The 12,869-nt window shown below is 61.4% G+C and carries 11 protein-coding genes; 8 read left to right on the top strand and 3 right to left on the bottom strand.

All coding sequences use genetic code 11. The annotated features are described in order from the left end of the window. The first annotated feature begins 37 nt into the window (after positions 1-37). The 4 genes from J3P82_RS12405 to J3P82_RS12390 all read left to right on the top strand — a co-directional run bounded on the left by J3P82_RS12405 (position 38) and on the right by J3P82_RS12390 (position 5,871). On the top strand, positions 38-676 hold the full coding sequence (locus J3P82_RS12405; RefSeq protein ID WP_434563447.1) for a ferric reductase-like transmembrane domain-containing protein: 639 nt from the start codon (positions 38-40) through the stop codon (positions 674-676). Between the two features lie 16 nt (positions 677-692). Then, positions 693-1,196 (top strand): HvfX family Cu-binding RiPP maturation protein, encoded by a 504-nt coding sequence (locus J3P82_RS12400; RefSeq protein WP_434563445.1) that lies wholly within the window; start codon positions 693-695, stop codon positions 1,194-1,196. 127 nt (positions 1,197-1,323) lie between these two features. Continuing rightward, positions 1,324-3,123, top strand: a complete 1,800-nt coding sequence (locus J3P82_RS12395; protein ID WP_434563443.1) for a thiamine pyrophosphate-requiring protein — start codon at positions 1,324-1,326, stop codon at positions 3,121-3,123. 174 nt (positions 3,124-3,297) lie between these two features. Then, entirely contained in the window at positions 3,298-5,871 is a 2,574-nt protein-coding gene (locus J3P82_RS12390; protein ID WP_434563440.1) for a bifunctional diguanylate cyclase/phosphodiesterase, read from the top strand. A gap of 433 nt (positions 5,872-6,304) precedes the next feature. Here J3P82_RS12390 and J3P82_RS12385 read toward each other — a convergent pair whose 3' ends face one another. After that, positions 6,305-6,745 carry a carboxymuconolactone decarboxylase family protein gene (locus J3P82_RS12385; RefSeq protein WP_434563438.1) on the bottom strand — a complete coding sequence of 147 codons (441 nt, stop codon included), beginning with the start codon at positions 6,743-6,745 and terminating at the stop codon, positions 6,305-6,307. Between the two features lie 411 nt (positions 6,746-7,156). Here J3P82_RS12385 and J3P82_RS12380 point away from each other — a divergent pair, with 411 nt between their 5' ends. The 3 genes from J3P82_RS12380 (at position 7,157) to J3P82_RS12370 (ending at position 9,541) form a co-directional block, all read left to right on the top strand. Next, positions 7,157-8,590 (top strand): PLP-dependent aminotransferase family protein, encoded by a 1,434-nt coding sequence (locus tag J3P82_RS12380; RefSeq protein WP_434563436.1) that lies wholly within the window; start codon positions 7,157-7,159, stop codon positions 8,588-8,590. A 123-nt stretch (positions 8,591-8,713) separates the two neighbouring features. Next, positions 8,714-9,007, top strand: coding sequence for a putative quinol monooxygenase (locus tag J3P82_RS12375; protein ID WP_434563434.1), 294 nt, complete (start codon positions 8,714-8,716; stop codon positions 9,005-9,007). Positions 9,008-9,136: 129 nt separating this feature from the next. After that, complete coding sequence (locus J3P82_RS12370; protein WP_186632010.1) at positions 9,137-9,541, top strand: cupin domain-containing protein; 405 nt, start codon at positions 9,137-9,139, stop codon at positions 9,539-9,541. A 22-nt stretch (positions 9,542-9,563) separates the two neighbouring features. Here the strand turns inward: J3P82_RS12370 and J3P82_RS12365 are convergent, their stop codons facing one another. Further along, positions 9,564-10,571, bottom strand: a complete 1,008-nt coding sequence (locus J3P82_RS12365; RefSeq protein WP_434563807.1) for an ABC transporter substrate-binding protein — start codon at positions 10,569-10,571, stop codon at positions 9,564-9,566. 222 nt (positions 10,572-10,793) lie between these two features. Here J3P82_RS12365 and J3P82_RS12360 point away from each other — a divergent pair, with 222 nt between their 5' ends. After that, complete coding sequence (locus tag J3P82_RS12360; protein WP_434563432.1) at positions 10,794-11,705, top strand: LysR family transcriptional regulator; 912 nt, start codon at positions 10,794-10,796, stop codon at positions 11,703-11,705. Between the two features lie 82 nt (positions 11,706-11,787). On the opposite strand, the gene J3P82_RS12355 is transcribed toward J3P82_RS12360, so the two are convergent. Beyond that, a complete protein-coding gene (locus J3P82_RS12355) occupies positions 11,788-12,828 on the bottom strand; it encodes an ABC transporter substrate-binding protein (RefSeq protein ID WP_434563430.1) in 1,041 nt (346 codons plus the stop codon). Positions 12,829-12,869: the final 41 nt, after the last annotated feature.

Raw genomic sequence — 12,869 nt, 5'->3', positions numbered from 1 at the left:
GCGTGATGGCCGGGCCCCGACTTCCAAGGAGCTTCCCATGCCTGCCACCACCGCAACGCCGCCTGCTTTCCGTTTCCAGGGTTGGTCGCTGTTCAGCCTGATCGCCGCCCTGGTGCTGCTGATGACCGCACTGACCGTGATGCTCAACCCAGACCTCACCGAAGGCGTGCGCAGTGCGATTCGCGCCACCGCCCGCTCCTCCTTCGTCCTGTTCCTGCTGGCCTTCACCGCCTCGGCGTTTGCCGTGTTGGTGCCCTCGCCGCTGAGCAAGTCCCTAGTGCGTGAGCGGCGCTTCATCGGGTTGGCCTTTGCCTTCTCCCATCTGGTTCACGCAGTCTTGATCTACGCCTATGGCCAGCTCAACACCGAGTTCTGGCCCGGCCGGACCACCCTTGGCAACGTGCCTGGCAGCGTCGGTTATGTGTTCGTCCTCCTGCTGGCCCTGACCTCGTTCAAAAGCACCACGCGGCTGATCGGCGCCAAAGCCTGGAAACGCCTGCACACCACCGGCATGTGGGTACTGGCGGCGATTTTTGCCTACTCCAACTTCAAGCGCATTCCGATGAGCGACTGGTACGTACTGCCCTTCGGCCTGATCTGCGCCGCCACCGCTGTCCGCCTGGTGGGCAAACTGGCCCAGGCCAACAAGCGTCAGCCCCTGCCACGCGCTGCTTGAGCAAAGGAGATCGACCATGTATTGCACCGTATCGAAAGCCGTGAAAGGCCTGCATCTGAATCTCGATCAAGCCGGTTCATGGCTCGCACCGCTGGGGCTGCGCCTGTTCCTGGCCTGGGAGTTTTTCGAATCCGGCCTGGAAAAATGGAACGGCCAGAACTGGTTCGCCGAGATCCAATCGACCTTCCCTTTCCCTTTCAACCAGGTGCCGGCCAGTTGGAATTGGGAACTGTCGATGTGGGCGGAGCTGGTCTGCGCCATCGCTTTGCTGGTTGGCCTGGGCACACGTTTCTCGGCGCTGGTCCTGATGATCGTCACCGTGGTCGCCACCGCCGCCGTGCACTGGCCGGCGGATTGGTCGAGCCTGAGTGAACTAGCACAGGGGTATGCCATCACCAACAAGGGTTATGGCAACTTCAAACTGCCGTTGATTTACCTGGTAGCGCTGCTCCCGCTGCTCTTGCTAGGCCCCGGGAAGCTGAGTGCAGATGCGTTGCTCAAGACGTTGCGCCGTCGGTAGCGGCGAGAAAAAAATCGAAACCTTGGGCGGCTTGCGTCGGTCCAGTCCTGTATGAGCCAAAGCGCTGCGCACCGCTGCCACAGTGGTCGCAGCCGATCGAGACAGCCCATCAAGACGAGGAACAGACATGAGCATGACCGTCGGCGACTTTCTGGTTGAACGCCTTTATGAATGGGGGGTTCGTCGCATCTACGGCTACCCCGGCGATGGCATCAACGGCGTGTTTGGCGCCTTGAACCGAGCCAAGGGCAAGATCCAGTTCATCCAGGCACGTCACGAGGAAATGGCCGCGTTCATGGCCTGCGCCCATGCCAAGTTCACTGGCGAGCTGGGGGTGTGTATCGCCACGTCGGGGCCGGGGGCTTCGCATCTGGTCACCGGCCTGTATGACGCACGCATGGACCACATGCCGGTCCTGGCTATCTGCGGCCAACAAGCGCGCAACGCCCTCGGCGGGCATTATCAGCAGGAGTTGGACCTGGTCAGTCTGTTCAAGGACGTGGCCGGCGCGTTCGTCCAGCAAGCCAGCGCACCGGCCCAGGTGCGCCATCTGCTCGACCGCGCCGTGCGCACGGCGGTGGGCGAGCGCCGGGTTACGGCGTTGATCCTGCCTAACGACCTGCAAGAGCTGGAATACACCGCGCCGCCGCACAAGCACGGCACGCTCCATTCCGGGGTCGGCTATCGCAAACCCAAGGTGGTGCCCTACGAAGAAGACTTGCGCCGCGCCGCCGACGTCCTCAACGCCGGCAAGAAAGTCGCCATCCTGGTGGGTGCCGGCGCGTTGCACGCCACGGATGAAGTGATCGCCATTGCCGATAAACTCGGCGCTGGCGTCGCCAAGGCCCTGCTCGGCAAAGCGGTGGTGCCCGACGACTTGCCGTGGGTCACAGGGTCCATCGGCCTGCTGGGCACCGAGCCCAGCGACAACCTTATGGCCGGCTGCGACACGCTGCTGATGATCGGATCCGGTTTCCCCTACGCCGAGTTCCTGCCCGCCGAAGGCCAGGCACGCGGCGTGCAGATCGACCTCAAGCCGGACATGTTGAGCCTGCGCTACCCGATGGAAGTCAATCTGCAAGGCGACAGCGCCGATACCCTGCGGGCCTTGCTGCCGCTGATCGAAGAAAAGCCCGACCGCGCCTGGCGCAAGAAAATCGAACAGTGGCGAGCGGACTGGGACAAGACCCTGGAAAATCGCGCCCTGGTCACGGCCAAGCCGATCAATCCGCAACGGGTCACGTTCGAGCTATCGCCGCGGCTACCGGACCGCGCCATCATCACCTGCGATTCGGGTTCCTGCGCCAACTGGTTTGCCCGGGACATCCAGATCCGTCGCGGCATGATGTGCTCGCTCTCCGGCGGCCTGGCCTCCATGGGTGCCGCCGTGCCCTACGCCATTGCTGCCAAGTTCTGCCATCCGGATCGGCCGGTCATCGCGCTGGTGGGCGATGGCGCGATGCAAATGAACAACATGGCCGAGCTGATCACCGTCGCCAAATACTGGCGCACCTGGACGAACAACACCTGGATCTGCGCGGTGTTCAACAACCAGGACTTGAATCAGGTGACCTGGGAGCAGCGCGTCATGGAAGGCGACCCGAAATTCGAGGCGTCCCAGGACATTCCCGACGTGCCTTATCACTTGTTCGCCGAGTCCATCGGCCTCAAAGGCATCCTCGTCGATCAGGAAACACACGTCGCCACCGCGTGGGAACAGGCGCTCGCCGCCGAACGGCCGGTGCTCATCGAGTTCCGGACCGACCCCGACGTGCCGCCATTGCCGCCGCATATCAAGCTGGAACAGGCGAAGAAATTCGCGTCCACCCTGCTCCAGGGCGACCCAAACGAGCGCGGCATTGTCGTGGCGACCGCCAAACAGGTGTTGGGCGCGCTGCTGCCCGGTCACCGCAAGGACAAAGAGTGAGGTTTGTTGATGCGCAACAGTCTTCCTGGGGCGCGCAAAAGGACATGGCGGTGGCGGCGGGAGAAATATTCGGGCAGTTGGTCAGCATTTCCGGACTTTTATTAAGTTAATCAGGCAGTCAGCCGATACAAAGCTAGTGCGAGGTATCTCGCGTTTCGCTGATGGCCTGTTTTTATGATCGAAGATGCTGGCAATGGCTCCCCCGTGATAACCGGCGAGCGGCCGACCCGAAGTTTCACCCGCCGCACCTTCCCGGCCATCATGCTGTTGCTGTTCGTCATGTCCGCACTGGCCATCGCGGTGCTGCTCAATATCACCCAGACCCAGGACCAACAGGCCCGTGAGCAAAGCCTGTTCTTCGCCCAACGGGCCATTGACGGTATCCGCACCGGTATCGGACGCGACCTGAGCGACTACTCCAAATGGAGCGACGCCTACCGGCATCTCCATGTGGAAGTCGACAAGGACTGGGCCTATGACCAGGAAAATGTCGGCAGCAGTGTGTTTTCGCTCTACGGCTATCAAGCCGTGTTTGTCATTTCCCCCACCGGCGAGACGGTCTATTCGGTCATCGATGGCGAGATGAGCGAGGTGGCGGCTGACACTTGGCTGAGCGGCGACCTGCGGGCTCTCGCCAGCAAAGCCAGCGCCGAAGAGAACCGCGATGAGGTGATCGTCGAGTTGCTGCATCACGAAGACGCGCCGGCCTTCGTCGCCGTCTCGGCAATTACCATCGGCACGGACAACAGCGTGCCCGAGATTCCAGGCCCGCCCAGCCTGCTGTTATTCGTGAAGGTGCTGGACAGCGCCGCGTTGCAAGGCCTGTCGCGGGATTTTGCTCTGCCCGATGCGCATATCGCCTATACGCCGGGCCCCGAAGAGACTGCCCAGGTCTTGCTCAACGACCTGACCCGCGAAGCGCTGGCCTGGCGCCCGGCGACGCCCGGCAAGGACCTGCGCAAAGTGCTGCTGCCGTTGCTGGCCTTGGCATTGCTGTTTCTCGGGATCATGGCCTTGGCGGTATTGCGCCATGCGCTGCTGATGCTCCGCGCCCAGGAACGCCAGTACACCAGCCTCCTCGCGCACCGCAAAGCGTTGGAGCGCAGCGAAGAGCGCTTCCGGGACATTGCCGAGGTATCGTCGGACTGGCTGTGGGAAGTTGATTCGGCCGGGACATTGACCTATCTGTCCGAACGCTTCGAACAAGTGACGGGCTTCAGTCCCCTCGAGTGGCTGGGTAAGCCGCTGCACCGGTTGCTTCATCCGCACAGCGGGTCGATCTCGATCGCGCATTGGCTGCTCGGTGGTGCCAACAGTGCCTCATCCGCCCCGCTGCTATGCGAATACACAGCGCATAATCAACGCATCCGTACCTGCAAACTCTCGGTCCGGGCCATTGATGCCGGCAGCTTGGGCTTTCGCGGCACGGCCACCGACATCACCGATGAGTTGCGCGCGCTCGCGCAGATCAAACACCTCTCCCTGCACGACCCGCTGACCGGGCTGGCCAACCGCAACCGCTTGTTCGATTGCCTCAGCGAGCACCTGGACCAGGCGCAAGGGACGCCACTGGCGATACTGAACCTGGACATGGATCGATTCAAACCGGTGAATGACTCCTTGGGTCATGCAGTGGGCGACAAAGTGCTCAAGGAAGTGGCCCATATCCTTCAGCAAAACGTCCGCAGCACCGATTTGGTGGCCCGTCTCGGGGGCGACGAGTTTGTCATCGTCATGCCCAACCCCGGCGATGCGAACGATCTCGATCAACTGTGCGAGCGCCTGATCGATTGCATGCAACGGCCCATGCACCTGGACGGCAACACCTTGTACCTGGGAGTGAGTATCGGGGTTGCCTGGTCGCAGTCTGGCGATCAGCGCGCCGAAGAGTTGTTGCGCCAGGCCGACATCGCCCTGTATGCGGCCAAGGCCGCCGGCCGTAATACCTGGCGTGTCTATGAAGAGGCCATGGGCAATGTCGCCCGCGACCGCCGCCGCTACGAGCAGCAGTTGCGCGATGCGATGCACCAGGACCAGCTTGAATTGCGTTACCTGCCGCGTTTCGACGTGAATGCCGAACAGCTGCACGGTTTTGAAGCCCAGGTCTTCTGGCACCATCCCGAGCGAGGCGAATTGGGTGGAACCGACTTCATCCCCGTGGCCGAAGCATCTGGCCAACTGGAGGAGCTGGGCACCTGGATGTTGATCAACGCCTGCGAAGAGGCGATGACCTGGCCCAACGCGCTGGCCCTGTCCCTCGCCGTTTCGCCGAGGTGGTTCAGCAGCAGTTTTCTGTTCAATCAAGTGCACAAGGCCCTGGAAACCAGCGCTTTGCCGGCGCAGCGCCTGACCCTTGAGGTGGCGGAAGGGGTTTTGCTGACCGATCACAAGACGCTCGCCAATACTTTGCACGCCCTCAAGGCCTTGGGCGTGCGGATCAATATCGATAAGTTCGGCACCAATATCGCTTCCCTGCGCGAGGTGCTCGACCAACCGTTCGACGGTATCCGTTTCGATCGCAATATCCTCGCGCAGCTGGGGCTGGAGCACGACAAGGAAGGGGTGTTGGCGATGATTCGGTTGAGCCGCAGTGTCGGGTTGATGGTGACGGCCGAGGGCATTGAGAATGCCCGGCAGTATGATCAGTTGCGCAGTGTTGCTTGCGATCATGTGCAGGGGCCGTACTTTGGCGCGGCGCTGGCTCGTTCGCAGATGGCTTCGTTTTTTACTACGCCTCGGTGGTTATAGTCTTTTGTGGGTGCCGGTCAGTTTTTTTGACTGAGTACATATCCATTGCTGCGGTAACGGCGGCTTAGGGTTCCGCCCTTACGGCGTCTCACTTTTGTGAAGCCCGGAAGCCGGCCCAGTCAAAAGTAAGCAAAACGCTTTTGCCCCACCACTCGGTGCCTCGCCTAGGCTCGGCATGCCCTCTCTCCGGCATTGCTCCGTGGGCCCGCCGCGAAGGCCCATCCATGGGCCAGCGCGGCTATCCCGGCATCCATGCCGGGATGCCCACTCCACAATGCCTGCGTTCAGCCATCGTGGTTAACGGGGCGCCCGAGATCAACGTCCACCGCGAGGCGGCCTGACAGCCGACCTGATTTTTGATGATCGCGCTCCTACTGTGGGAGCGCGGGCTTGCTCGCTACTTCAGTACACCAAACGCTGAGCAAGCGACCACCTAGCCACCCGGACTCTGGCGAAAGCTCACGGCCAGCCGGTTCCAACTGTTGATGGTGCTGATCGCCAGGGTCAGGTCGACCAGTTCTTCTTCGCTGAAACTGGCGCGGGCCAGGTTGTAAACGTCGTCGGGCACTTGGCTTTCGGCCAATAGCGTGACGGCTTCGGTCCAGGCCAGTGCTGCCTGTTCGCGCGGGTTGAAGAATCCGCTGTCGCGCCACACCGTCACCGCGTAGAGACGCCGCTCGGTCTCGCCCTGGCGGCGGGCGTCCACTGAGTGCATGTCGGTACAGAAGGCGCAGCCATTGAGTTGCGAGGCGCGGATTTTGATCAGGTGCAGCAACGGCGGTTCTATGCTCAGGCGGCTGGTCAGCGCTTCCAGGCCGATCATGGCCTTCATCGCGCCGGGGGACGCACTGTAGTAATCCAGACGCGGGCTCATGACGGTTTTCCTCTTGGTCGATACGTCCACGGTAAAACCCCGTGGCCGCTCGCGACAGGTCCAATCCGCCGAAAAATGCCGGGACCAGGACGGTAGGCCAATGGCCGCAATGCGATTCACTTAAGAGAAATGACAAACCCGTGGCGAGGGAGCTTGCTCCCGCTCGGCTGCGAAGCAGTCGTAAACCGGCGGATGCGGTGTGTCTGGTGTTGCGCATTTTGCAGGTTTTAGGGCCGCTTCGCGGCCCAGCGGGAGCAAGCTCCCTCGCCACGGGCTTGTCGATTGCCTTAAGTGAACAGCATTAGGCCAATGGCCGGGATTTTCGCCACGCAACTTCACTGCAATCGCTGGATGCGGGTAACCTTGGCTGCTTGACTCTTGCTGCAATCGATCATCCGGGAGCCCGCGGGTATGGAACTTCATGTTGTCATCAACGGCCGCAAGGACCTGCTGGGCCAGTTGTATCGACAATTGCGCAGCGCCATCGAGAGCGGTCGGCTGGCGGCCGGCACCCAGCTGCCGCCCAGCCGCCTGTTGGCCGAGCAACTGGGTGTTTCGCGCAAGACCGTGTCCGATACCTATGCGCAACTGACCTACGAGAATTTTCTCACCGGTGTGATCGGCAAAGGCACCTATGTCAACGCCCGTCCGGCCATGATCGTGCGCAAGCAAAGCCACCGCGAGCTTGCCGGTGCCGACGTCGTCGAGGCCTGGCGCAACATGCCGGATCTGATGCGCCATCCGCTCCCCGAGAGCGCGCTGCGTTATGACTTCATCGGCGGCGCCACCGGCAAGGGCCAGTTTCCGCTGGACGACTGGCGTCGCTGCACCGCCCATGCCTTGCGCCAGATTGCCAACGCCAAGGGTTTCTACAGCCAGCCCGAAGGCCTGCCGGCGCTGCGCAACGCCATCGCCCGGCACATCGCGTTTTCCCGCGGGGTCAACTGCCAGGACGCTGACGTGGTGGTGAGCAACGGCGCGCAGCAGGCGCTGGATCTGATTTCACGGGTGCTGACTCGCCCCGGCAGCCTGGTGGCGATGGAAGATCCAGGCTATCCACCGGCACGCCTTTTGTTTGGCTCCCACGGCGCGACGGTGGCCGGGGTGCCGGTGGATGAGCAAGGCATGCGCGTGGATTTGATTCCCGACGGCACGCGGCTGATCTATGTGACACCGTCCCACCAGTTTCCCCTGGGCATGCCCATGAGCCAGCCCCGACGCGAGGCTCTGCTGGCGCGGGCCTATGAGCTGGGAGCGATCATTATCGAGGACGATTACGACAGCGAGTTTCGCTATGAAGGCCGGCCCACCGACTCGCTGCAGAGCATGGACGAGCGCGGCATCGTGGCGTACGTCGGGACGTTCTCCAAAACCCTGCTGCCGGAGCTGCGGCTTGGCTACGCGATCCTGCCGCCAGCGATTCTCGAAGCGGTGATCCTGGCCAAGCGCCTCACCGACCAACACACCTCCACCCTGCCCCAATGGGCGCTGGCCAAATTCATCGCCGAGGGCTGCCTGCTCAAGCACATCCGGCGCTGCCACGCGCTGTATGCCGGTCGGCGTGAGCGAATCCTGGCGCGCATGGGCGGCGACTTGTCGCCCTGGTTCGAAGCGGTGCCCACCACTGCGGGGTTTCATATGGCGGTGCTGTGCAAGGTGCCGATGGATCTCGCCCTGGTCATCGAACTGGCAAAAAAAGCCGAAGTCGGGATCTACAGCCTCGACGGCTTTTTCCATGTGGAAACTGTGCGACCCGGCTTGATACTGGGCTTTGGCGGCATCGAGCTGCTCGATATCGATATTGCCCTCGACCGTTTGCGCGATATTTTGCGGCAGGTGGCCTGACCGATTGGACTGGGTGTTTATCCGCTCATTGGCTGTTTCAGCCTCGCCCCGGCGGGCCTATTCTGCCCAGGTATCATGATTATCAGGGTAGATCCCGTTCAACTTGATTCAGGAGCCAGGACAATGTCTCGCCAAGTGATCAATACCGTTCAGGTGCAAGCCGCCGCCGGGCGCTCGGAAGAACTCGGCCGGCAGTTGCAGCAAATCGTCGAAACCTTGCGCGCCCTGCCAGGCTGCGATGCCTACATGGTCGATCGCTGCCCCGAGAATTCGGATCGATGGAACGTCAGCGCCCGCTGGCAATCGGACGCAGCGATGCAGGCCCACTTCAATTGCCCCGAGGTCCAAGGCTTCATCAGCCTGATCGAAACCCGCCTGGCCCGCAGCGTGGATTTCAATAGTTTTCCGCTGGTGTGAAATGTCCGATCGCTGCACCATTGGTCTACCGGTCTTTTGCAGAATTGGAGGTTTTTCCACGCTGTCCAGGGGCTTAGGGTGAAGCCATCGCCACCGCGCGAATTCACTCACCACCAAGGTCCCGCCACGATGAAAACACTCTGCCTGATCGCCGCCCTGAGCCTGCTCCCCGTTGCCCCGCTCTTCGCCCACGAAGCCGGCCCTTCCGAGAAGGTCCAGGTGCTGCAAGAAAAGCAATTGAAGAACCTGCCCGGCAAGAAAGCCATGATGCTCACTGTCGACTATGCACCCGGCCAGTCGTCAATCGCCCACAAACACCAAGGCACGGCCATGGCCTATGTCCTTGAAGGCGCGATCACCTCCCAGGTCAAGGGCGAGCCGGCGACCACCTATAAGGCGGGCGAGTTCTGGTATGAACCCGCCGGCTCCGAGCATCTGGTGTCGAAGAATGCCAGCTCCACCCAACCGGCGAAGCTGCTGGTGTTCATGGTGATGGGCGAAAACGAGGCCGTGCTGATCCCGTTGGAAAACTGAACCCTGACGCGAAAACGGCCAGTCAACTGCCCGCGTCACCGTGGGCTTCTTCAAAGAAATAGTCCTTCCAACTGCCGGCCTTGTTTTTCAACACGCCCAACTCATGCAGCTTTTCGGCATAGATATAAGTGCGCTGCGGCACGACCGTGAAGTCGATTTCCGGATCGGTGACGATTTTCTTGACCAGGGGCAGCGGCAGCTTCGATTGCTCTACTCGGATGTAGGTCTGAGCGGCGGCGGGTTTGTCGGCCTTGATAATCCCCTGCGCCTCGACGAGCGCGTCGTAGAACGCCCGGTAAGTCTTCGGGTTTTCGTCGTGGAATTTTTCCGTTGTGTAGAGCACGTTGAACGTCGCCGGTCCACCCAGCACGTCATAGGAGCTGAGGACCTTGTGGACGTTGCCGCTTTGCAGCGCCTGGTACTGGAACGGCGGGCTGGAAAAGTGCGAGTTGATCTCCGACTTGCCGGCAATGAGCGCGGCCGTAGCATCCGGGTGTGCAAGGCTGACCGAGATGTCGTCGAACTTCTTGTACTGATCATCGCCGAACACCTTTGCCGTCTCGATCTGCAGCGTGCGCGACTGGAACCCGACGCCGGCCGCAGGCACGGCGATCCGATCCTTGTCGGTAAAGTCCTTGAGCGTCTTGATATCCGGATTGTTGGTCAGCAGATAGTTGGGCATCGAGCCCAGCGACGCGATGGCCTTGACGTTCTGCTTGCCCCGGGTCCGATCCCAGATCGTCAGCATCGGCGGCACCCCTGCCGACACCACGTCGAGGGCACCGGTCAGCAAGGCTTCGTTCATGGCAGTCGCACCGGAGATGCTGTTCCAGTCCACCTTGATGTCCAGGCCTTGGGCCTTGCCATGTTTTTCGATGAGCTGCTGGTCGCGCACAACGTCCAGGATTAGATAGCCGATGCCCAATTGCTGGGCGATGCTGATCTTGCCTTCGGCGTGGGCCAAGGGTGTTATCAGCAGGCTTGCCGCCAGAGAAATAAGGAATGCAGGACGCTTTGATGCCATGGCCAGGATCTCTTGATTGTTAGGTTAGGGGGCGACTTTAAAGCTATAAAAATAAAAATTTAAATACCTGTATGGAATAACCATAGCACCGACCCGGCAGGTTTTTTTCTGCCCCAAGGCAAGCCAGCCTGGATATCGCCACTGCCCAGCAAAATCCGTTGCAACGTTCGTCCCCCTCACAAGCGGCACGCGGTAAGGTAGCCAAAACCATCCGGATCGAGGTGTGTCTTGGCGTCCTATTCCTTGCGGCAGTTGAAGTACTTTGTCACCACGGTCGAATGTGGCAGTGTCGCTGAAGCTTCGCGCAAGCTCTACATTGCCCAGCCGTCGATTGCCACGGCAGTCAAGGGGCTCGAGGACAGTTTCGGTGTGCAACTGCTGATCCGGCATCATGCCCAAGGTGTGTCGCTCACCCCCGCCGGGGCGCGCTTCTATCGCAAGGCCCAGGAGCTGCTGCGCATGGCTCGGGAGTTCGAGCAAAACGCGCTGGCGGACAATGATGTGGTCAGCGGACAGATCGACATCGGCTGCTTCGAGACCGTCGCCCCGCTCTATCTGCCACGGCTGATCGCCGGTTTTCGCGAACGCTTTCCCGGAGTGGAAATCCGCGTTCAGGACGGCGAGCAACAGGAACTGGTGCAAGGCTTGACGGGAGGGCGTTTCGACCTGGCGATTTTTTATGAGCACGACCTCGACAGTACCATCGAGACCGAGGCATTGACGGCGCCGCAACGGCCCTACGCCTTGTTGCCAGCCGGGCATCGCTTCGCCAGCCAGGCCCAGGTGTCGCTGCGCGACCTGGCGCTTGAGCCGATGATCCTGTTGGACGTGCAGCCCAGCCGAACGTATTTCGTGAGCATCTTTGAAGAGCTTGGCCTGACGCCGAACATCGTCTTCAGCTCGCCCTCCATCGAGATGGTGCGCGGCATGGTCGGCCAGGGGTTCGGTTTTGCCGTGCTGGTGACTCGCCCACAATCGACCTGTACCTATGACGGCCAGCAGGTGGTCTGCATCGACATCGCCGAAGACGTGACAGGCTCGGCGCTGGTAGCCGGCTGGCTCAAGCGCGCCCACCTCACCAAGCCGGCCCAGTTATTCGTGAACTACTGCAAGGAACAGTTCGGGGAGTGGCTGGCGTAGGCCAGCCACCTGGAGCTGGTTTCCCTGTGGCGAGGGGATTTATCCCCTCGCCACAATAGTTGTCATACTTGCTCTTCGATACCTAGCGAGCTGCCCAGGCGTTGAAGCGTTGCTCCAGCTCTTCACCATGGTCGACCCAGAACTCGGCATCCACCGCTTGCGCCTGCGCCAGGTTGGCCTCGGCGGTAGGTAGTTGCTCGCGCACCTCGGCGGGCAGCAAGGCCAGGGTCTGGCGATGCACCGGTCCGTAAGGGATGTTTTGGGAGAAGACTTTCTGCGTCTGCGGCTGGCTGGCAAAGGCGATGAATTTCTCGGCCAGGGCCTTGTTCGGCGTGCCTTTGACCACTGCCCAGTATTCTGGGTCATACAGGCTTTGCGGCCAGACAATGCTCAGCTTCATCCCCTCCTTCTGCGCCGAGGCGATGCGACCGTTGTAGGCAGCGCTCATTGCCACGTCTCCAGCCACCAGCCACTGCGCCGGTTGTGCGCCCGCCTCCCACCACTGGATGTTCGGCTTGATCTGGTCCAACTTGGCGAATGCCCGTGAAACGCCTTCCGGCGTGTTCAGCACCTTGTACACCTCCTCGGTCTTGACGCCGTCCGCCAGCAAGGCGATCTCCAGGGTGTACTTGGCGCCCTTGCGCAAGCCGCGCTTGCCCGGGTACTCGGTCACGTTCCAGAAATCCGCCCAGGACTTGGGCGCCTTGGCGAGTTTGGTCTGGTCATAGGCCAAGACCATCGACCAGACGTACGTGGCCACGCCACATTCGGTGAGCGCGCCAGGGACATAATTCGCCGGATCGCCGAGGGCCGCCTGGTCAAGTTTTTCGAACAGCCCCTCCTCACAACCGCGCAGCAACTCAGGACTTTCCACCTCGACCACATCCCAGCTGGTGTGCCCGGCCGCGACCATGGCCTTGATCTTCGATAACTCGCCGTTGTACTCGCCGGCGACGATGTTCCCTGCACCGCTGGCATTGAAGGGTTGGAAGTAGGCCTTGTCCTGGGCCAACTTGGTGGCGCCGCCGAATGAAATCACGGTCAGGCTTTGTGGCGCGGCCAGGACGCTGCTGCTCAGTAACGCCAGGGCACACGCAATGTTGCATCGCAAGGATCTGGACATGAAGCGGTTCCTCGAAAATGCCGGCTCGCCCGCACGAGCCG

Origin of the sequence: Pseudomonas sp. Z4-20 (genome assembly GCF_051131955.1) — a bacterium.
Classification (GTDB): Bacteria; Pseudomonadota; Gammaproteobacteria; order Pseudomonadales; family Pseudomonadaceae; genus Aquipseudomonas; species Aquipseudomonas marvdashtae.
The sequence above is the reverse complement of the archived record's forward strand: the minus strand, read 5'-3'. Positions and strand labels throughout refer to the sequence as shown.

Excerpts from the sequence above, each read along its gene's own strand:
- J3P82_RS12355 (WP_434563430.1), bottom strand. The coding sequence starts at position 12,828 with ATGTCCAGATCCTTGCGATGCAACATTGCGTGTGCCCTGGCGTTACTG.
- J3P82_RS12375 (WP_434563434.1), top strand. The coding sequence starts at position 8,714 with ATGTCTCGCCAAGTGATCAATACCGTTCAGGTGCAAGCCGCCGCCGGG.
- J3P82_RS12385 (WP_434563438.1), bottom strand. The coding sequence starts at position 6,745 with ATGAGCCCGCGTCTGGATTACTACAGTGCGTCCCCCGGCGCGATGAAG.
- J3P82_RS12395 (WP_434563443.1), top strand. The coding sequence starts at position 1,324 with ATGAGCATGACCGTCGGCGACTTTCTGGTTGAACGCCTTTATGAATGG.
- J3P82_RS12370 (WP_186632010.1), top strand. The coding sequence starts at position 9,137 with ATGAAAACACTCTGCCTGATCGCCGCCCTGAGCCTGCTCCCCGTTGCC.
- J3P82_RS12400 (WP_434563445.1), top strand. The coding sequence starts at position 693 with ATGTATTGCACCGTATCGAAAGCCGTGAAAGGCCTGCATCTGAATCTC.
- J3P82_RS12405 (WP_434563447.1), top strand. The coding sequence starts at position 38 with ATGCCTGCCACCACCGCAACGCCGCCTGCTTTCCGTTTCCAGGGTTGG.
- J3P82_RS12390 (WP_434563440.1), top strand. The coding sequence starts at position 3,298 with ATGATCGAAGATGCTGGCAATGGCTCCCCCGTGATAACCGGCGAGCGG.
- J3P82_RS12380 (WP_434563436.1), top strand. The coding sequence starts at position 7,157 with ATGGAACTTCATGTTGTCATCAACGGCCGCAAGGACCTGCTGGGCCAG.